The sequence below is a fragment of the Streptomyces sp. CA-210063 genome, from assembly GCF_024612015.1.
Classification (GTDB): domain Bacteria; phylum Actinomycetota; class Actinomycetes; order Streptomycetales; family Streptomycetaceae; genus Streptomyces.
Window position 1 is genome coordinate 8,864,381 of the sequence record NZ_CP102512.1, and the last position, 20,938, is coordinate 8,885,318.

Genomic DNA, 20,938 nt, shown 5'->3' on the forward strand with positions numbered 1-20,938 from the left:
CACGCCTGGTCAGAAGCCTGGACATCCGTGGGAGCGGCCTCGGCTTCTGGAGTGGCAACTCGTGGAAGATCCCGGATGTGGTGCTCCGTGTGCACCAGCACACCACCCTTCCGGCGCGCGCGACACCCTCAGGGGACCAGGAGAGGGGCCATGCCGTTGAAGCCTTCCTCGGTCTCCGTCGCGCGCAGCGCGGGCATCGGGCGCGGCAGTCGTCCCAGCTAGGGCGCAGTCTCCTGCGTGAGCGGGGCGCGCGGACGGCATCACGACGGCGACACGGATTTATGCGGCCAGACGTGAACTGGCGTGCGCGGCACGTGAGGTGGCACCGGAGATGGGCTGACGAGCCGTCCGGACCGGAGGTGGGCTGACGAGCCGTCCGGAGGGGCGGGCCGTGTGTCACAACGGCCCGCCCCGGCCGTCCTACGGGTGCGACAGCTGCCCGGCGCCACCCCGCCGACGTATCCGCTCCTGCGTGCGCTCCGCCGCCCGTGCCTCGCGGCGGACCCGCCGCCGCTCGCGCCGCAGTGAGCGCGCCGTGCTGCTGGGGACCGAGATCACGCCGTTGCGCTGGTTCCACACCTGCCGGGTCACCCAGACGTCCAGCGCGCCCCAGGTCGCCGCGACCGTGCTCGCCACGCTGCTCAGCACCATGGGGAACGCCAGCCAGGAACCGGCCAGGGTGCACAGGAACGCCACCATCGCCTGAATCAGTGTCACCGCGATGATGAGGACCGCGCGCACCGCCGCCGTCCGCACCGGGTCGGGCAGCCGCCGCTTGCGCGCCGGCTCCTCGATCCACAACGGCCGGTAATACACCCGCTCTTCGTCGCCACGGGCGGAGAGCTTCCGTTCTTCCACCGCGACACCCTCCCCCGTCAGGAGGCCGCGCCCCGGTGCCTGTGCGCTTCGCGCTGCCACCTCGGGCGTCGCCGCACCGTCCCCGGGCGCTACGCGCCGCTCCGCCGTGCCCATCAACTCGTCACTCCCCACCGCCGGTGGCCCAGTTGGTGCCGGATCCTGAGACCCGGTCCCCCACTGGTGCCCGACTTCCTCTGAATTACGCCGCCTGAGAGCGGCATCCGGGACCTGTGGCCCATTCCGGCCCCCCAATTCCCGTACAGAAAGACGATCGACGTACGCGGAAGATTCCCACCGAACGAAGAAATCCGGCCAACCGGCCGACTTCCCCGACGGGATGTCATGGGTTCAAGTGCCCGACAGGAGGAGGCAATCTCCCGTAATGAACGGACAACTCCCCATGTCCTGTTCGCTTCAGAGGGGGCGTGAGTCCAGGCGGCTCTTCGAGATACGTGTGTGTCGGTAGTAGGCTCACGCCGTTTGTTGACGCACATGTGTGCCCCCGGGCCGGACGGGGGACGAGCTGGGGGAGGCCATGCGCTTTCGCGGGAAATCGATCCGCCGGAAGATCGTGGCGCTGCTGCTCGTGCCCCTGGTGGCTCTGACCGGTGTCTGGACGTTCGCCACGGTGCTGACGGGCCGTGAGGCGAGCGATCTCTTCAGGGTGGCGGACATCGTCGAGGAGGTCGGCTTCCCCACCGAGGACACCATCCGTGTGCTTCAGCAGGAACGCCGCCAGACCCTCGTCTACCTCGCCGACCCGAGGGCCTCCGAGGCGCGCACGGCGCTCGAACGCAGCCGGTCCGCCACCGACGAGGCCGTCGACGAATTCCGCGAACACGCTCGGGATCCCGACCTGCGGGACGAGATGGGCGAGGCCACCTCGCTGCGGCTCACGGCCATTCTCGACGCCCTCGACGGCCTGCCCTCCCTGCGCGCGACCGTCGAGGACGGCACCGTCACCGTCCCTCAGGCCCTCGGCCACTACAACAACCTCGTCGACCCCTGCTTCACCCTGCTGTCCAACCTCCCCGCCCTCGACGACGTGGAGATGGACAAGCAGGGCCGCGCCCTGGTCAACGTCGGCCGGGCCCGCGAACTCCTCTCCCGCGAGGACGCCCTGCTCAGCTCCGTACTCGTCGCGGACCGGATCACCCAGGAAGAGATCCGGGACTTCTCCGACCTCGTGGCCCAGCGCACCCTGATGTACGACATCAGCCTGCCGCAACTGCCCTCCTCCGAGCGCGACCGCTTCCAGCGCTACTGGAGGAACGCGAACACCGCGCCCCTGCGCTCGGTCGAACAGGCCGTCATCGCCTCCGATCCCGGCAGGCCCAGCGGCGTCACCGCCAAGAGCTGGGACACCGCCGTCGAGCCCGTCCTCTCCGACCTCCGCGACCTCAGCGTCGAGGCCGGCGACCGCTATCAGGACCGCGTCCGGCCTTTGGCCACCAACGTCATCCTCAAAGCCGCCGTCGCCGGCGTCCTCGGCCTCTTCGCCGTGCTCTTCTCGCTCTTCATGTCCGTCCGCATCGGCCGGGTCCTCATCCGCGACCTGCGCAGGCTCCGCCAGGAGGCCCACGAGACCGCGGGAGTGCGGCTGCCCAGCGTGATGCGCCGGCTCGCCGCGGGCGAACAGGTCGACGTGGAGACCGAAGTGCCGCGCCTGGAGTACGACAGGAACGAGATCGGCGAGGTCAGCCAGGCCCTCAACACCCTGCAGCGGGCCGCCGTCGAGGCCGCCGTCAAGCAGTCCGAACTCCGCAGCGGCATCTCCGAGGTCTTCGTCAACCTCGCCCGCCGCAGCCAGGTTCTGCTCCACAAGCAGCTCACCCTCCTCGACACCATGGAACGCCGGACCGAGGACACCGACGAACTCGCCGACCTGTTCCGCCTGGACCATCTGACGACCCGTATGCGCCGGCACGCCGAGGGCCTGGTCATCCTCTCCGGTGCCGCCCCGTCCCGGCAGTGGCGCAAGCCCATCCAGTTGATGGACGTCGTCCGCGCGGCCGTCGCCGAGGTCGAGGACTACGAGCGCATCGAGGTCCGCCGGCTGCCCCGGGTGGCCGTGACCGGCCCCGCGGTCGCCGACCTCACCCACCTCGTGGCCGAACTCCTGGAGAACGCCACGGTGTTCTCGCCCCCGCACACCGCCGTGCAGGTGCTGGGCGAGCGTGTCGCCAACGGCTTCACCCTGGAGATCCACGACCGCGGCCTCGGTATGTCGGCCGAGGCGCTCCTCGACGCCAACCTCAAGCTCGCCGAGACCCCCGACTTCGAGCTCTCCGACACCGACCGGCTCGGTCTCTTCGTGGTCAGCCGGCTCGCCCAGCGGCAGAAGGTCCGCGTCTCCCTCCAGCCGTCCCCGTACGGCGGCACCACGGCCGTGGTCTTCATCCCGGACGCCCTGCTCACCGACGACGTCCCCGACACCAACGGCATCGGCTTCCGCCTCGACCGCGCCCACCCCACCCGGGAAGCCGAGCTGGAGGAGGAGCGCAACGCGGCCCTCTCCCAGGTACCCGTACGGCTTCCGGGGCTCTCCGCCGCCATCCTGGACGGCCCGGTGGAACTGGAGGCGCCGGTCGAGCTGGAGCCCCTGGACGGCTTCCCGGGCGCCCTCGACGACGAGGACGGCGAGCGGGGCGGACTGTTCCGGCCCCGCCGCTCCCTCACCGGCGTCGCAGACGAGCAGCAGCAGGCGCGCGACGGCGAAGGGCAGCAGGCTCCCCTCACCGATCCCGACCCGACGGTCGGGCCCGTACCGCTGCCGCAGCGCCGGACCCCGCATCTGGTCAGCTCGCACGGCCGTTCGGTGACCGGGCCCAGGTCGAGGCACCCCGACGACGAGCCCCCACAGGGCCGTGCGGGAGGGACGGAGGGGCTCGCCGACACACGGCCGCTCACCACCCTCCGCGGCGACCGTGCCGAACCCCCGGCCCACCCCGGAACCGACCGCAACGGACCCGGCCCCCTCCCCGGCGCCCACCGCGCCGGAGCCCTGCCGCCGGGCGGCCACGAGGGTCCCGCCCTGCCCCAACGCCGTCGCACGAGCCAGTCCGGCGGCGCGGACCCGACGACCTCGCAGTACGGCGTGGGCGAGCCCACCCCGCGCACGGACACGACGACCGACCAGGCAGAATCAGTACCGAGCCCGCTGCCCCGTCGCGTCCGACAGGCCAACCTGGCACCGCAGTTGAAGGACGGCCCCGAACGGCGTGCCGAACGCGAGAGGTCCCGCCCCGAGCGGCGCCCGGAGCCCACCGAACGCGACGCCGACGAGGTACGCAGCCGTATGGCCTCGCTCCAACGGGGTTGGCAGCGCGGCCGCGAGGAGAACGCCGAGGGCGACGACGCCCAGGACGTCTCAGCACCACGAGGAACGATTGAGGGGGACGGTCGATGACCGCACCGAAGGCCCAAGGGCCCCACGCGACCGGAACGTCCGGGGAACTGAACTGGCTCCTGGACGACCTGGTGGAGCGTGTCGCCAGCATCCGCAAGGCGCTCGTGCTCTCCAGCGACGGACTGCCCACGGGCGTCTCCGCGGACCTCACCAGAGAGGACAGCGAGCACCTGGCCGCCGTCTCCTCCGGATTCCACAGCCTCGCCAAGGGCGTCGGCCGCCACTTCGAGGCGGGCAGCGTCCGGCAGACCGTCGTCGAACTCGACGAGGCCTTCCTCTTCGTCACGGCCGCCGGCGACGGCAGCTGCCTCGCCGTCCTCGCGGACGCCGACGCGGACATCGGCCAGGTCGCCTACGAGATGACCCTCCTGGTCAAGCGGGTCGGCGTACATCTCGGCTCCGCCCCGCGCACCGATGTGCCCCAGGGCGGGTAGTGGGATGGCATGAGCCGAGACGGTCAGGGAAGAAGCCACTGGTTCGATGACGAGGCCGGACCAGTGGTGCGTCCGTACGCGATGACACGCGGCCGGACCAATCACGCGATCCAGCACCGCCTCGACCTGATCGCCGTGGTCGTCACGGAACCGCACGTCGACGACCCGGGGGAGGACCACTCCCTCTCCCCTGAGCACATCCGTATCGTCGAGCTCTGCCGTGACACCCCGCAGTCGGTGGCCGAACTGGCCGCCGACCTGGATCTGCCCGTCGGAGTGGTCCGCGTCCTCGTCGGAGACCTCGTGGACGAGGAACTCGTCCACGTGACACGTCCCGTACCGCCCGCCGAGCTGGTGGACGAGAGTATTCTGCGCGACGTGATCAACGGCCTCCGGGCGCTCTGAGCAGCGCGGAAGCAGGGTGGATACGTGACAGGCTGGCAGTTCTGGGTCGACCGAGGCGGCACCTTCACCGACATCGTCGCGCGGCGCCCGGACGGCCGCCTGCGCACGCACAAGCTTCTCTCCGACAATCCCACGCGGTACGCGGACGCGGCCGTCGCGGGCGTCAGGGAACTCCTCGACGGCTCCGACGCCCCCATCGAGGCCGTCCGCATGGGCACCACCGTCGCCACCAACGCCCTCCTGGAGCGCAAGGGCGAGCGAACCCTCCTCGTCACCACCCGGGGCTTCCGCGACGCCCTGCGCATCGCCTACCAGAACCGGCCCCGCATCTTCGCCCGCGCGATCGAACTCCCCGAGCCGCTGTACGAACGGGTCGTCGAGGTCGACGAGCGCATCGCCGCCGACGGCACGGTCCTGCGCGCCCCCGACCTGGACGCCCTCGCGGGGCCCCTCCAGAAGGCCTATGACGACGGGATCCGCGCCGTGGCCGTCGTCTGCATGCACAGCCATCTCCACCCCGCCCACGAGCAGGCCGTCGGCGAGCTCGCCGCCCGCGTCGGCTTCCCGCAGATCTCGCTCTCCAGCGAGGTCAGCCCCCTGATGAAGCTCGTCCCGCGCGGAGACACGGCCGTCGTCGACGCGTACCTGTCGCCCGTGCTGCGCCGCTACGTCCGGCACGTCGCCGACGAACTGCGGGGCGTGCGGCTGATGTTCATGCAGTCCAACGGAGGGCTCGCCGAGGCCGGGCAGTTCCGCGGCAAGGACGCGATCCTGTCCGGGCCGGCGGGCGGCATCGTGGGCATGGCCCGTATGTCGCAGCTCGCCGGCTTCGACCGGGTCATCGGCTTCGACATGGGCGGCACCTCCACCGACGTCTCGCACTTCGCGGGCGAGTACGAACGGGTCTTCACCACCCAGCTCGCCGGGGTCCGGCTGCGCGCCCCCATGCTGGACATCGACACCGTGGCCGCGGGCGGCGGCTCGGTCCTGCACTTCGACGGCTCCCGCTACCGCGTAGGGCCGGACTCGGCGGGCGCGACCCCGGGCCCCGCCTGCTACCGGGGCGGCGGCCCGCTCACCGTCACCGACGCCAACGTCATGCTCGGCCGCATCCAACCCGCCCACTTCCCCGGCGTGTTCGGGCCCGACGGCGACCAGCCGCTCGACGACGCACTGGTCCGGGACCGCTTCGCCGCCCTCGCCCGCGAGATCCGCGACCGCACCGGCGACGACCGCACCCCCGAACAGGTCGCCGAGGGCTACCTGCAGATCGCCGTGACCAACATCGCCAACGCGGTCAAGCGGATCTCTGTCCAGAAGGGCCACGACGTCACCCGCTACGCCCTCACCACCTTCGGCGGCGCCGGCGGCCAGCACGCGTGCATGGTCGCCGATTCGCTCGGCATCCGCACCGTCCTGGTGCCACCCATGGCCGGTGTGCTCTCCGCCCTCGGTATCGGCCTCGCCGACACCACCGCCATGCGCGAACAGTCCGTGGAAGCCCCGCTGGAGCCGGCCTCGATGCCCGGCGTACGCGAGACCGCCGACGACCTGGAGAGCGCCGCCCGCGCGGAACTCCTCGCCGAGGACGTCCCCGAGGACCGGATCCGCGTCACGCGCCGCGCCCAGCTCCGCTACGACGGCACGGACACCACGCTGACCGTCCGACTGACCGAGCCCGACACCATGCGGCGCGCCTTCGAAGAACGTCATCGCGCCACGTACTCCTTCACGCTCGACCGACCGATCGTCGTCGAAGCCCTCTCCGTGGAAGCCACCGGCCGCACCGCACCCCCCGATCTCTCCGCCCTCGCCCCGTACGAAGGCCGCCCCGCCGCCCCGGAGACGGTCAGCCTCCACACGGGCGGTACCTGGCGCGACGTGCCCCTGCACCGCCGCGAGGAACTGCCCCCCGGCGAAACCGTCACCGGCCCCGCGATCATCACCGAGGCCGGCGCGACGACCGTCGTCGACGAGGGCTGGCAGGCAGCGACGACCGACGACGGGCATCTGGTCATGGAACGCGCGACGGTCACGGAGAGTTCCGATCTCGGCATGGAAAGTGATCCTGTTCTGCTGGAGGTCTTCAACAACCTCTTCATGTCGATCGCCGAGCAGATGGGTGCCCGCCTCGAATCCACCGCCCAGTCGGTCAACATCAAGGAACGCCTCGACTTCTCCTGCGCCCTTTTCGACCCCGACGGCAACCTGGTCGCCAACGCGCCCCACATCCCCGTGCACCTGGGCTCCATGGGCACCAGCGTCAAGGAGGTCATCCGCCGGCGCGGCACCACGATGCGCCCGGGCGACACCTACGCGGTCAACGACCCGTACCACGGCGGCACCCACCTGCCCGACGTCACCGTGATCACGCCGGTCTTCGACACGGAGGGCGACCGGATCCTGTTCCACGTCGCCTCGCGCGGCCACCACGCCGAGATCGGCGGTATCCAGCCCGGCTCCATGCCGGCGAACAGCCGCACCATCGACGAGGAGGGCATCCTCTTCGACAACTGGCTCCTCGCCGAGAACGGCCGCTTCCGTGAGCAGGAGACCCTCCGCCTGCTCACCGAGGCCCCCTACCCCTCCCGCAATCCGAAGACCAACCTCGCCGACCTGCGCGCCCAGATCGCCGCCAACCAGAAGGGCGTCGACGAAGTCGCCCGCATGATCGGCGACTTCGGCCTCGACGTCGTCCAGGCGTACATGCGGCACGTCCAGGACAACGCCGAGGAAGCAGTCCGCCGCGTCATCGACGCCCTGGACGACGGCGAGTACGCCTACGAGACCGACTCCGGCGCCGTCATCCGCGTACGCGTGCGCGTGGACCGCGCCAACCGCCGCGCGACCGTCGACTTCACGGGCACGTCCGCGCAGCTCACCAGCAACTTCAACGCCCCGTTCGCGGTGGTCAACGCGGCCGTCCTGTACGTCTTCCGCACCCTGGTCGCCGACGACATCCCGCTCAACGACGGCTGCCTGCGCCCCCTGGACATCGTCGTCCCGCCCGGCTCCATGCTCGCCCCCGAACCCCCGGCCGCCGTCGTCGCGGGCAACGTCGAGACCTCACAAGCCATCACCGGCGCCCTCTACGCGGCCCTGCGCGTCCAGGCCGAGGGCTCCGGCACCATGAACAACGTCACCTTCGGCAACGAACGCCACCAGTACTACGAGACCGTCGCCTCCGGCTCCGGCGCGGGCGACGGCTTCCCGGGGGCCTCCGTCGTACAGACTCATATGACCAATTCGCGGCTCACCGACCCCGAGGTCCTGGAGTGGCGACTGCCCGTCCACCTCGACGAGTTCGCCGTCCGGCGGGGCAGCGGGGGCGCGGGCCGATGGCGCGGAGGCGACGGAGCCGTGCGCCGTATCCGGTTCCACGAGCCGATGACCGTGTCCACGCTGTCGCAGCACCGTAGGATCGCGCCCTACGGGATGGCCGGCGGTGCCCCCGGAGCACTCGGCGCCAACCGGGTGGAACGCGCGGACGGCGGCGTCGTGGAACTCGGCGGAAGTGATTCGGCAGACGTCGGCCCCGGCGACGTACTAGTCATCGAAACCCCGGGCGGCGGAGGCTACGGCCCACCGCCGCGCGACAACCATCCAGCAGGAGAAGAGACCGATGATCCTCGGGCGCTCTGAGCGCGGCAAACCTCCGGTCGAGCCCGTCACGCTCAAGATCCTCGTGGCCGGCGGCTTCGGCGTCGGCAAGACGACCTGCGTCGGCGCGGTCAGCGAGATCAAGCCACTGCGCACCGAGGAGGTGCTCACCGAGGCGGGCCGCCCGGTCGACGACATCAGCGGTGTGGAGAGCAAGACGACCACCACCGTCGCCATGGACTTCGGGCGCATCACCCTCCGCGAGGACCTCGTCCTGTACCTGTTCGGGACGCCCGGCCAGGACCGCTTCTGGTTCCTCTGGGACGAACTCGCCTCCGGCGCCCTGGGCGCCGTGGTCCTCGCCGACACGCGTCGCCTGGAGGACTGCTTCGCCGCCGTCGACTACTTCGAGCGGCGCTCCATACCCTTCGTGATCGCCGTCAACTGCTTCGACGACGCCGCGCGTTACCCGGCCGAGACCGTCCGCCGGGCCCTCGATCTCGACCCCGACGTGCCGGTCGTGCTGTGCGACGCGCGCCAGCGGGACTCGGTCAAGGACGTGCTGGTCGCCGTCGTCCGGCACGCGATGGCGTACGCCGCGAACCACCGCCAGACCGTCACGACCTGAAGCACGGCCCGTACCCCCGCCGACAGGGGTACGAGCCGTGGCTTCATGACACGCGCGCGTGGACCCCGTTCCCCGCGAACGACGCGCACGCGCGCGTGAGCCTCGACCTCAGTTCACGTCGTCCTCGTGCCAGCCGAAGCTCTTCTCCACCGCCTTGCGCCAGTTGTGGAACTCGCGGTCCCGGACGGAGGCATCCATGGCCGGCGTCCACTCGACGTCCTTCTGCCAGTGCGACTTCAGCTCGTCGAGGTCGTTCCACACCCCGGTCGCAAGGCCGGCAGCGTACGCGGCGCCCAGGCAGGTCGTCTCCGAGACCTTCGGCCGGATCACCGGCACGTCCAGGACGTCCGCCTGGTGCTGCATCAGCAGGTTGTTCTTGGTCATGCCGCCGTCGACCTTCAGGGTCGTGATGCGCACGCCGGAGTCCTGGAACATGGCGTCCACGACCTCACGTGTCTGCCAGCTCGTCGCCTCCAGCACCGCGCGCGCGAGATGCGCCTTCGTGACGTACCGCGTCAGCCCCGTGACGACACCGCGCGCGTCGGAGCGCCAGTAGGGAGCGAACAGGCCCGAGAACGCGGGCACGATGTATGCCCCGCCGTTGTCGTCGACGCTCGCCGCCAGAGGTTCGATCTCGTCGGCGGTACGGATGATGCCGAGCTGGTCGCGGAACCACTGCACCAGAGCACCCGTGATCGCGATCGACCCCTCCAGGCAGTACACCGGCGCCTCACCGCCGATCTTGTACCCCATGGTCGTGAGCAGCCCGCTCTTCGACGGCACGGGCCGGTTCCCGGTGTTGAGCAGCAGGAAGCTGCCGGTGCCGTACGTGTTCTTCGCGGTGCCCACCTCGTAGCAGGCCTGCCCGAACACCGCCGCCTGCTGGTCGCCGAGAGCCGACGCGACGGGGACACCCGTGAGTTGGCCCACGGCGGTGCCGTAGACCTCGGCGGAGGACCTGATCTCCGGCAGGACCGCTTCGGGCACGTTCATCGCGGAGAGGATCGAAGTGTCCCACTGGAGGGTCTCCAGGTTCATCAGCATGGTGCGCCCGGCGTTGGTGACGTCGGTGACGTGCCGTCCGCCGTCCGTGCCGCCGGTCAGGTTCCAGATCAGCCAGGAGTCGATCGTGCCGAAGGCGATCTCGCCGCGCTCGGCGCGGGCCCTGAGCCCGGGCACGTTGTCGAGCAGCCAGGCCGCCTTCGGGCCGGAGAAGTAGCTGGCCAGCGGCAGGCCCGTCTGCTCACGGAAACGGTCCTGCCCGTCCGTGCCGCCGAGTTCGTTGCAGAGCGCCGAGGTACGGGTGTCCTGCCAGACGATCGCGTTGTGCACGGGCTTGCCCGTGGCGCGGTCCCACAGGACCGTCGTCTCGCGCTGGTTGGTGATGCCGAGCGCGCTGATCTGGTTCGCGCGCAGGCCCGCCCTGGCGATCGCCCCGGCGACCACCGCCTGCACCTTCGACCAGATCTCGGTGGCGTCGTGCTCCACCCACCCCGGCTTCGGGAAGATCTGACGGTGCTCCCGCTGGTCCACGGCGACGATGGCGCCGTCCCTGTCGAAGATGATGCAGCGGCTCGAAGTGGTGCCCTGATCGATGGCGGCGACGTACTTCTGGGCGTTGTCCGGCATGACATCCCCTCACGTCTTACGTCGGTAGCGTCAGAAGGCTGCGTTGTGGATGAGGCCGGCGAGGACTCCGCCGACCAGCGGGCCGACGACCGGGATCCAGGCGTAACCCCAGTCGGAGGTGCCCTTGTTCGGGATCGGCAGGAATGTGTGCACGATGCGCGGGCCGAGGTCACGGGCCGGGTTGATCGCGTAGCCGGTGGGCCCGCCGAGGGAGAGACCGATGCCGACGACCAGGAACGCCACCAGCAGGACCGAGATTCCGGAGCCGTAGATCCCGGCCTCTTCGCCGGGGATCTGGCCGATGCCGATGCCTGTGTTCCGTCCGAAGGCGAGAACCGGCACGACCAGGGCGATCGTCGCGATGATCTCCGTGATCAGGTTGGCGACCGGGTTCCGGATCTCCGGGATGGTGGAGAAGACCCCGAGGGTCGGCGTCGGCTCGTGCGCCGTGCCCTCCGTGGTGCCCTCCTTGCGGACGTTCGCCTGGAACTGCGCGAGATAGACGAGATAGGCGAGGACCGCGCCCAGCATCGCCCCGATCATCTGGCCGAGCAGATACACCCAGACCTTGTCCCATGTCTGCGTGTCGACCGCGATCCCGATCGTGACCGCCGGGTTGAGGTGCCCGCCCGACAGCGGCGCGGCGGTGTAGGCGCCCGCCAGCACGGCGAAGCCCCAGCCGAACGCGATGACGATCCAGCCCGATGCCCTCGCCTTCGAGAACCCGAGGGTGACGGCGGCGCACACGCCGGCGCCGAAGAGGATCAGGATCGCCGTACCGATGACTTCGCCGACGAATATGTCTCCGTTGCTCATGGCGGCTCCTTGGCCCGGCCCGGAGTGATCGACCCCGGACCTTCCGTGCAGGGTGCGTTCCCATGGCTACTTCAGCCGAAGGCAGGGAGGGTCCCGCGCCCCGCCCGGCGTCCGTGACGAGCGTGCCGTCGCAGCCGAATCGCCCGTGGGGGATGGCCCGTTGCGCAGGCGGGGAGCCCGAGCGGCGCAATGCACAAAGACGCCCGAATGCGGCGATGCCGACTGACACCGGAAGTGTTCACCGGCACCCAGGGGGCGTCAAGAACAAAGACGACAATGGTTGGGGGCGGCTACGGGGCGCACCCGGCCGCGCGGGGCCGCACGCGGGCCGGTGTGCGGCGCCAAGCCGGGGCGTGTGCGTAGCAGGGGCCGCGGCCCGCACCGCTATTCGGCCAGGGCCGGGCCTCCCTGCCCGTGCCCCGCCGCCACAGCCTGCGCTCCCCGCCGGATCTCGTGCCCGGGCAGCCCGGCCCGCCCCAGCACCCAACTGGCCCCGTCCAGTGCCTTGGCCGCCTTCTTCAGCGGCGCCAGGAACGCGGCGGCCTCCCGGTGGCCGGTGACGCTCCCGGGCTCGCACACGACCGTGGCCAGCGACAGCGTCACCGGCCGTCCGCCGGCGGACCAGGGCGAGTCGAGCATCGCCCGAGCCAACGGATCGAGCCCGTCTGCTTCGGCGAGGAACAGGAAGTCGTCGCCACCGATGTGCCCCACCCGGGTGGCACCGGACGCGGCGTGCCGCAACGCCCACCCCACCGAACGGATCAGCTCGTCCCCGGCCGCGAACCCCGCCCCGTCGTTGACCTGCTTGAAGTGGTCGACATCCAGCCAACTCAGCGCGAACTCCAGGCCGTCCGCGATCCAGCGGTCCACCTCGTCGGTGATCGCGTCCGAACCGGGCAGCCGCGTCAGCGGATTGAGCCCCGCCGCCTCCTCCACCCGGCTTTCCGCGAGTGCCCGCAGAAGGTCCGCCAGCCGTACGACACCCACGCACCGCCCGTACCGGTCGACCACCGCGACGTCGTCGGACGTACGGTCCCGGTCCCCGACCGCCACCACGTCGAGAGCCTCCCACGCCGTGGCGTCGACCCCGACGGTACGCGGCGGATCACCGAGTCTGGCGGCCGGCCGGTCGGCGTACAGCGCGTGCCCGTAACGCCCCGACAGCGACAGCAGGAACCGCGACCGGTGCACCGACCGCACCGGTCTCCCGGAGCCGTCCACGAGCAGGACTCCGGACACCTCGGGCGCCCCGGTGAGCAACGCCCGCACCTCGCCCGCCGAAGCCGTCACGGGCAGCAGCGCGGCCGGCCGCAGGAACTGCCGCACCGACGGCCCCGAGACGGGAGCCGACACCCCGGGGGAGAGGGGCGGAACGTACACGTCCGCCGCAGGCAGTCGGGCGGGCGGCGCGAACAGCTCGCCCTGCGCCAGCTGAGCGCCCGCCGCCACCGCGGCCGCACACTGCGCCTCCGTCTCGACCCCCTCGACCGACAACAGCGCCCCCATCTGATCGCACAGCGTCCGCATCGCCCGTACCGCCGCAGGCCGCGCCAGCAGCGACGCGTCCAGCTTCACCAGATCCGGCCCCAGATCCACCAGCAGCCGCAGAGGCACGTCACCGTCACCGACCCCGTCCGCGCAGATCCGGAAACCCTCGCCCCGGAGCACGGAGACCGCCTCCAGCAGCGCCGGCCGCGGGACGTGCGTGTACGGCGGCACGACGTCGACGGTCACCTCCCACGGCAGCCGTCCCGCCTCCCGTACGGCGTCACGCAGCGCGCCCAGTCCGCCCAGATCGGCCAGTGTCGCGGCGAAGACGTTCACATGCAGCGGCAGCAGTGTCTCCCTGCGCGCCGCCGCCCGGATCGCCGACGCCGCCAGCCGGCCGTCGAGTTCCGGGTCCCTGCGGGCCTGAGCCATGACATCACCGGTCTCCGGACGCGCGAGTATCTCCAGCGCCGAGACACCTCCGGTCGTCAGGTTGACGATCGGCTGGAAGGCGAAGCGGAGCGTGTCCGACCAGGAGTGCACGGGAGCATGATGGCGCCGCCGGCGTACACCCAGCCGCGATTCATGAGCTGTTCACGCAGGATTCCCGGGCCACCACAACGCGTGCGCACACCTGCCCGAGGTCACCGAACCGCGATCACCGCCGACCCATGCCCGAACAGCCCCTGATTGGCGCTGATTCCCACCCGCGCCCCCACGACCTGCCGGTCGGTCGCCTCGCCCCGCAGCTGCCACACCAGCTCGCACACCTGGGCGATCGCCTGCGCCGGAACCGCCTCTCCGAAGGAGGCCAGCCCTCCGCTGGCGTTCACGGGTATGCGCCCGCCCAGTGCCGTCACACCGTCCCGCAGCAGCTTCGCCGCCCCGCCCTCGCCGCACAGCCCCAGGTCCTCGTACCACTGCAACTCCAGCGCCGTGGACAGGTCGTAGACCTCGGCGAGCGAGAGGTCCTCGGGCCCGATGCCCGCCTCCTCGTACGCCGCACGCGCGATCGACGCCCGGAACGTCTCGTCCGGTGGCGCCACCGCGACCGCCGAGTCCGTCGCGATGTCCGGCAGGTCCAGCACCGTGTTGGGATAGCGGGGCGTCACTGTGGACACGGCCCGTATCCGCACCGGCTCGGCCACGCCGTGCCGCCGCGCGAACTCCACGCTGGACAGCACGAGCGCCGCACCCCCGTCCGAGGTCGCGCAGATGTCCAGCAGCCGCAGCGGATCGGCGACGACGGCGGAGGCCGCCACCTCCTCGGCCGTGACCCGCTTGCGGTAGCGCGCGTACGGATTGAGCGCCCCCAGCGCGGAGTTCTTCACCTTGACCCGCGCGAAGTCCTCCGGAGTGTCCCCGTGCACCGCCATCCGCCGCCGCGCGTACAGCCCGAAGTACGTCGGATTGGTCGCGCCGAGAACCCGGAACCGCAGCCAGTCCGGATCGTCCGCCCGATCCCCGCCGGCGGGCCGGAAGAACCCCTTCGGAGCAGAGTCCGCACCCACGACGAGCACCACGTCCGCGAGGCCGGCGAGGATCTGGGCCCGCGCGGTCCCCACCGCTTGCGCCCCGGACGCGCAGGCCGCGTACACGCTCGTGACCCGGGCCCCCTGCCAGCCCAGAGCCTTCGCGAAGGCCGCCCCCGCCACGAACCCCGGATAACCGCCGCGCACCGTGTCCGCGCCGACGACCGAGCCGACGTCCCGCCAGTCGACCCCCGCGTCGGCCAGAGCCGCGCGCGCGGCCACCGTCCCGTACTCGACGAAACTCCTTCCCCATTTGCCCCACGGGTGCATGCCCGCGCCGAGCACCGCCACCTCGTCCGTCATGCCGTCACCCCCGTCGGCCGCCAGTGCCACGTCGTCCAGATCGTCTCCGCGTCCTCGTTCAGCACACCGGGGACGACCTCCACCTCCATGCCCACCGCCAGATCGGCGACGGTGACCCCGGGGACCGCCTGTCCCAGCACCACAAGGCGCTCCACGACCAGTTCCACAGCGATCAACGCGTACGGCTCCCATGGAAGTTCCGGATCGGACACGTAGGGTGACGGAGGCCGGTACCGGCCGTCGGTGTACGACCACACACGGCCCGTCCGCGACAGCGGCACCTCGCGCAGGGCACCGCCCGGACAGCCCGGGTTGCGGCAGAAGAAGTCCTCACGTGGGAAGAACACCGAGGCACACGCCGAACAGCGCGTGCCGAGGAGACGGAACCCGTCGCCCTCCCCGATGAACCAGCCGGCGACCACAGGTGTGCGACTTCGCGACAAAGCGCCTCCCCGGCAAACGGATCTGATGGGCCGTCAGAATTCTTTCACGGGCCACTCGAATTGGGCAGGTACCGGGAGAACCAAGAGACCCCGTCCGGCGTCGGAGTATCGGGAGGGACGGCCGGGGTCCACGGGGGTGGTTCCGGCCGTCCCTCACCCGTATCGGCCGCGCGGCAACATGGCGCATGGAACCGCCCCGGCGAGACGACGAGCAGATGATCGGATACAGTCCGCCGCGTGTCCGCAAATCAACACCCACCCGCCAACTCCGCACCCGACTCGCATTGTTCGAGTTGCGGAGCGCCCTACGGAGAGGGCGTTTCCGGCTGGCCCCGCACGTGCGAGGCCTGCCACACCGTGGCCTACCGAAATCCGCTCCCCGTCGCGGTGGCCCTCCAGCCCGTGTACGACACCAAGGGCACGGCCCTCGTCGTGATCACACGGACCATCGCCCCCGCGCGCGGGGGCACCGCCCTGCCCGGCGGATTCATCGACCACCGGGAGGACTGGCGGCACGCCGTCGTCCGTGAACTCAAGGAGGAGACGGGCATCTGCGCGGCCGACCGCGACGTACGCCTCGCCGACGCCATGAGCTCACCCGACGGTCATCTGCTGCTGTTCGGGCTGCTCCCGGAGCGCCCGGCCGCCACCCTGCCGGCACCCGTCGCCACGGACGAGACGGAGGGCTGGCACCTGCTGCACAGACCCGCCGAACTCGCCTTCCCCCTGCACACCCTGGCCGTACAGGCGTTCTTCGACGGCCGCTACATCTGAGCCGAAGCCACGTCTGAGCCGAACCCGGGCTCACTCCCGGTCGAGCCCGCGTACCCGCACGGGATACGAAGGCTCGACCGGACCCTCGTCCCCGTCCCGCTCCACGACCACACGCCGCCCTTCCCAGCGCGCCGTGTACCGCTCGACCTCCGGCTCGTCCCAGCCGTCGCCCGCGTCCGGCACCACGAGCCCGCCCCCCGTCCGCCCGCGTGCGGGTGCCCACACCTCCAGCTCCAGGCCGCCGTCGGCGCCCCGGACCGGCAACACGGCACCCGCGCGCGCGAGTACCGGGATACGCGACAGAGGAGCCTCCAGCAGCACCTGCCCCGGCCCCTCGTACCCCTGTCCGGTCACCGTGTCGTACCAGCGCCCCTGCGGCAGCTGCACCGCGCGCCGGTCCGCGCCCGGGTCCAGCACCGGAGCCACCAGCAGACAGTCGCCCAGCAGGAACGCGTCCTCGCAGTCGCGCAGCGTCCGGTCCTCGGGCGCGCCCCACCACAGCGGGCGCACATAGGGCGCTCCCGTACGACGCGCCAGATGCGCCAGCGTCACGAAGTACGGCAACAACCGCCGCCGCTCGACGAGCGCCACGCGCGCGTGCTCGACGATCTCACCCCCGAACTCCCACGGCTCCCGGCGCCCCGCCCGCAGACTCGCGTGCGTACGGAACAGCGGCAGATACGCGCCGAGCTGGAACCACCGCAGATACAGCTCCGGCGACGGACTCCCGTCGAACCCGCCCACGTCGGGCCCCGAGTACGGCACCCCACACAGCCCGAGACCCAGCACCAGCGACAGCGACGCCCGCAGACCGGGCCAGCCCGTCGCCACGTCCCCGGACCACGTCCCTCCGTAGCGCTGCATGCCGGCCCACCCGGAGCGTGAGAAGACGAAGGGCCGCTCCTGGGGCACCAGTTCGCGCAGCCCCTCGTACCCGGCCCGAGCCATGCACAGCGCGTACACGTTGTGCGCCTCGCGATGGTCACCACCCCGGCCCTCCAGATCGTGGCGGGCCGACCGGGGCAGCGTGTTCTCCCCGAACGCCGTGAACGACGTCGGCTCGTTCATGTCGTGCCAGAACCCGGAGAAGCCCTGCGCCAACCGCTCCCCGTAGAGACGGCCCCACCACGCGCGTGTACGCGCACGCGTGAAGTCCGGATAGACCGACTCCCCGGGCCACACGAGACCCTCCACGACCTGCCCGGCGGCGTCCCGCACGAACACGTCCTCGGCCGTCCCGCCGTCGTACACCGCGTTGCCCGGCTCCGCCTTGACCGCCGCGTCGACGATCGACACCAGCCGGACCCCGTCGCGGCGCAGCTCGTCGGCGAGATCCGGCAGCTTCGGGAAGTTCTCCGTGTCGACCGTGAACACCTGGTGGTCGTCGTAGTGGTCGATGTCCAGGTGGACCGCGTCGAGCGGCAGACCGTGCTCCCGGTAGCCCGCGACGATCCGCCGCACCTCCTGCTCGCTCCCGAAGCCCCACCGCGCGTGATGATGCCCCAACGCCCACGCGGGCGGCAGCGCCGGAGCCCCCGTCAGCGCCGCCCAGGCATGCAGCACGCGCGCGGGGGTGCCCACTATCACCCAACAGCGCAGCGGGCCGCCCTCCATCCGCAGCTCCGACGTCCCGGGCCGGTCGTGCCCCGACCCCGCCCCTTCCTCGCCCTCACGAAGCGTCACCCTGCCGTCCCACGTGGTGTCGTGGAACACCAGATGCGTCGCCGCGTCGGCCACCACCATCTGCACGGGCATCGTGATGTACAGCGGATCGTCGCCAGGCGCGAACGTGTGACCAGGGTCCGTGTTCCACAGCCGATACGTTCCACCACGCAGCCGGGGCCCGGCCGCCCGCCCGCCCAGACCGAAGAACCGGGCGTCGGACGCCACCTCGGAGCGCTGCACCCACCGCGCCTCGCCGCCACCGACCGGCTCCCACCACCGGGGCGGCAGATCACGCCGCAGGGTCACTCCACCGGGCGTACGCACCTCGACCGCGCCGTGCCGCGACACGACGACCGTCACCCGCTCGGCCACGACCCGCCAGCCGCCGTCCTTGTCCGGCTCCAGCACGGCCCGCGGATCCGGCTCAGGGCACCGGCCCGCGAGCGCGTACGACGGCTCCGGCCCCGCCCCGTCCCAGCCCCAGAAGACCGCTCCGTTCACATCGACGGTGACCCGCAGCTCGGACCGGCTGAACCGGACGATCCCACCGCCGGCGCCCGGCTCCACATTCCGCACCGGCCCGGGCACCCGGGCCCGCTCGGCACCCCGCGCCGGCAACCCGACAGCGTCGGCACGCCTCCTGCGCCACGCGGCCCGTACGGTGCGCAGCCCCTGAGCCACCCCCGCCGAACCGATCGCCTTCACCGAACGCACCAGGTCACGACCGTCCATGCTGCTCACCCTGCCATTGACCGGCCCATTCGTGTGAGTCGTTCAACTTCCGTTCACCCGTGGTGGCAGCACATCTTCACGCCGCCGACCATCTGCGCCGCACCCTGGTGCGGAAGTCGATCACATGGCATCGTCCGTGTCAGCCGCGTCACGCGCACACCCCTGCCCGTGCGCGCCGACGCACACGACGCGCACAGTCCGGGAGCCGCCCCATGACCTCAGCGAACCCCTCGCCGCTCTGGCAGCCCGACGCCGCACGCATCGCCCGGGCCCAGATCACCAGATTCCAGTCCTGGGCGGCCGAGCACCACGGAGCTCCGGCCGAAGGCGGATACCCGGCCCTGCACCGCTGGTCCGTCGACGAACTCGAGACGTTCTGGAAGGCCGTCACCGAGTGGTTCGACGTACGGTTCTCCACCCCCTACGCGCGCGTGCTCGGCGATCGCACCATGCCCGGCGCCGAATGGTTCCCCGGAGCCACTCTCAACTACGCCGAACACGCCCTCCGCGCGACCGACACCCGCGCCGACGAACCCGCGCTGCTCCACGTCGACGAGACCCACGAAACGCGCTCCGTGACCTGGTCCGAGCTGCGCCGTCAGGTCGGCTCCCTCTCCGCCGAACTACGCGCCCTCGGCGTACGCCCGGGAGACCGCGTCAGCGGCTACCTCCCGAACATCCCCCAGGCCGTCGTCGCCCTCCTCGCCACGGCCTCCGTGGGCGGCGTCTGGACATCCTGCGCCCCGGACTTCGGCGCCCGCAGCGTCCTCGACCGTTTCCAACAGGTCGAACCTGTAGTCATGTTCACCGTCGACGGCTACCGCTATGGCGGCAAGGAACACGACCGCCGCGACATCGTCGCCGAACTCCGCCGCGAATTGCCCACCCTGCGCGCCGTCGTCCACATCCCCCTCCTCGGCACCGAGGCCCCGGAGGGCGCCCTGGACTGGTCCGCCCTGACCTCCGCGGACGTGGCGCCGACCTTCGAACAGGTCCCGTTCGACCACCCCCTGTGGGTGCTCTACTCCTCCGGCACGACCGGCCTCCCCAAGGCCATCGTCCAGTCCCAGGGCGGCATCCTCGTCGAACACCTCAAACAGCTCGGCCTGCACTGCGACCTCGGCCCGGAGGACCGCTTCTTCTGGTACACCTCCACCGGCTGGATGATGTGGAACTTCCTCGTCTCCGGCCTCCTCACCGGCACCACGGTCGTCCTGTACGACGGCAGCCCCGGCTACCCCGACACCGGCGCCCAGTGGCGCGTCGCCGAACACACCGGCGCCACCCTCTTCGGGACCTCCGCCGCCTACGTCATGGCCTGCCGTAAGGCCGACATCCACCCCGGCCGCGACTACGACCTCTCCCGCGTCCAGTGCGTCGGCACCACGGGCTCCCCGCTCCCACCCGACGGCTTCCGCTGGCTCCACGACGAGGTCCGCGAGGACCTCTGGATCGCCTCCGTCAGCGGCGGCACAGACGTCTGCTCCTGCTTCGCGGGAGCCGTCCCCACGCTCCCGGTCCACATCGGCGAACTCCAGGCCCCCAGCCTCGGCACCGACCTCCAGTCCTGGGACCCCAGCGGCGAACCCCTCATCGACGAAGTCGGCGAACTCGTCGTCACCAACCCCATGCCGTCCATGCCGATCCACTTCTGGAACGACCCCGACGGCACCCGCTACCACGACAGCTACTTCGACACCTATCCCGGCGTCTGGCGCCACGGCGACTGGATCACCCTCACCTCCCGAGGCTCCGTCGTGATCCATGGCCGCTCCGACTCCACACTCAACCGCCAGGGAGTCCGCATGGGTTCGGCCGACATCTACGAAGCCGTCGAACGACTCCCGGAAATCAAGGAATCCCTCGTCATCGGCATCGAACAGCCCGACGGCGGCTACTGGATGCCCCTCTTCGTCCAACTCGCCCCGGAAGCAACCCTCGACGAGGCACTCCTGAACCGCATCAAGCAGACCATCCGCGAGCAGCTCTCACCGCGCCACGTCCCCGACGAGGTCATCGAGGTCCCCGGAGTCCCGCACACCCTCACCGGCAAACGCATCGAGGTCCCCGTCAAGCGACTCCTCCAGGGCACCCCCTTGGAAAAGGCCGTCAACCCCGGCTCCATCGACAACCTCGACCTCCTGCGCTTCTACGAGGACCTGGCCCGCAAACGAGCCTGATCAGCCCTCGGCCGACCGGCGTTGTCAGTGCCGCCGATTACT

14 protein-coding genes are annotated in these 20,938 nt (G+C 71.1%); 7 read left to right on the top strand and 7 right to left on the bottom strand.

The features are described from left to right. Window positions 1-420: 420 nt before the first annotated feature. Complete coding sequence (locus JIX56_RS38775; protein ID WP_257547742.1) at window positions 421-972, bottom strand: hypothetical protein; 552 nt, start codon at window positions 970-972, stop codon at window positions 421-423. A 421-nt stretch (window positions 973-1,393) separates the two neighbouring features. Here JIX56_RS38775 and JIX56_RS38780 point away from each other — a divergent pair, with 421 nt between their 5' ends. From JIX56_RS38780 to JIX56_RS38800, 5 genes are read left to right on the top strand one after another with little or no spacing between them, the layout of a single operon-like run. After that, on the top strand, window positions 1,394-4,267 hold the full coding sequence (locus tag JIX56_RS38780; RefSeq protein ID WP_257547744.1) for a nitrate- and nitrite sensing domain-containing protein: 2,874 nt from the start codon (window positions 1,394-1,396) through the stop codon (window positions 4,265-4,267). After that, a complete protein-coding gene (locus JIX56_RS38785; protein WP_257547746.1) occupies window positions 4,264-4,701 on the top strand; it encodes a roadblock/LC7 domain-containing protein in 438 nt (145 codons plus the stop codon). Before JIX56_RS38780 ends, JIX56_RS38785 begins: the two co-directional genes overlap by 4 nt. Before the next feature lie 9 nt (window positions 4,702-4,710). Further along, complete coding sequence (locus JIX56_RS38790; RefSeq protein WP_257547748.1) at window positions 4,711-5,106, top strand: DUF742 domain-containing protein; 396 nt, start codon at window positions 4,711-4,713, stop codon at window positions 5,104-5,106. Window positions 5,107-5,130: 24 nt separating this feature from the next. Then, window positions 5,131-8,748: a hydantoinase B/oxoprolinase family protein gene (locus JIX56_RS38795; RefSeq protein WP_257547750.1), complete on the top strand. Its 3,618-nt coding sequence runs from the start codon at window positions 5,131-5,133 to the stop codon at window positions 8,746-8,748. Continuing rightward, entirely contained in the window at window positions 8,729-9,334 is a 606-nt protein-coding gene (locus tag JIX56_RS38800; protein WP_257547751.1) for a GTP-binding protein, read from the top strand. Before JIX56_RS38795 ends, JIX56_RS38800 begins: the two co-directional genes overlap by 20 nt. A gap of 108 nt (window positions 9,335-9,442) precedes the next feature. On the opposite strand, the gene glpK is transcribed toward JIX56_RS38800, so the two are convergent. From glpK to JIX56_RS38825, 5 genes are all read right to left on the bottom strand, one after another. Then, on the bottom strand, window positions 9,443-10,963 hold the full coding sequence (gene glpK / locus JIX56_RS38805; RefSeq protein ID WP_257547752.1) for a glycerol kinase GlpK: 1,521 nt from the start codon (window positions 10,961-10,963) through the stop codon (window positions 9,443-9,445). A gap of 30 nt (window positions 10,964-10,993) precedes the next feature. After that, window positions 10,994-11,779, bottom strand: coding sequence for an MIP/aquaporin family protein (locus JIX56_RS38810; RefSeq protein ID WP_257547754.1), 786 nt, complete (start codon window positions 11,777-11,779; stop codon window positions 10,994-10,996). Between the two features lie 384 nt (window positions 11,780-12,163). After that, window positions 12,164-13,810: a GGDEF domain-containing protein gene (locus JIX56_RS38815; protein ID WP_257547756.1), complete on the bottom strand. Its 1,647-nt coding sequence runs from the start codon at window positions 13,808-13,810 to the stop codon at window positions 12,164-12,166. A gap of 101 nt (window positions 13,811-13,911) precedes the next feature. Continuing rightward, window positions 13,912-15,102, bottom strand: coding sequence for a lipid-transfer protein (locus tag JIX56_RS38820; RefSeq protein WP_257547758.1), 1,191 nt, complete (start codon window positions 15,100-15,102; stop codon window positions 13,912-13,914). Further along, complete coding sequence (locus JIX56_RS38825; protein ID WP_257551358.1) at window positions 15,099-15,524, bottom strand: Zn-ribbon domain-containing OB-fold protein; 426 nt, start codon at window positions 15,522-15,524, stop codon at window positions 15,099-15,101. The genes JIX56_RS38820 and JIX56_RS38825 overlap by 4 nt, the downstream gene beginning before the upstream one ends. 258 nt (window positions 15,525-15,782) lie before the next feature. Here JIX56_RS38825 and JIX56_RS38830 point away from each other — a divergent pair, with 258 nt between their 5' ends. Beyond that, the gene (locus JIX56_RS38830) at window positions 15,783-16,319 is read left to right on the top strand and encodes an NUDIX domain-containing protein (protein ID WP_257547760.1); all 537 of its coding nucleotides are present in this window, start codon (window positions 15,783-15,785) and stop codon (window positions 16,317-16,319) included. A gap of 30 nt (window positions 16,320-16,349) precedes the next feature. Here the strand turns inward: JIX56_RS38830 and JIX56_RS38835 are convergent, their stop codons facing one another. Further along, window positions 16,350-18,716, bottom strand: a complete 2,367-nt coding sequence (locus JIX56_RS38835; RefSeq protein ID WP_257547762.1) for a glycoside hydrolase family 31 protein — start codon at window positions 18,714-18,716, stop codon at window positions 16,350-16,352. Between the two features lie 212 nt (window positions 18,717-18,928). Between JIX56_RS38835 and JIX56_RS38840 the strand changes: the two genes are divergently transcribed. Continuing rightward, a complete protein-coding gene (locus JIX56_RS38840; protein WP_257547764.1) occupies window positions 18,929-20,896 on the top strand; it encodes an acetoacetate--CoA ligase in 1,968 nt (655 codons plus the stop codon). The last annotated feature ends 42 nt before the right edge of the window (window positions 20,897-20,938 follow it).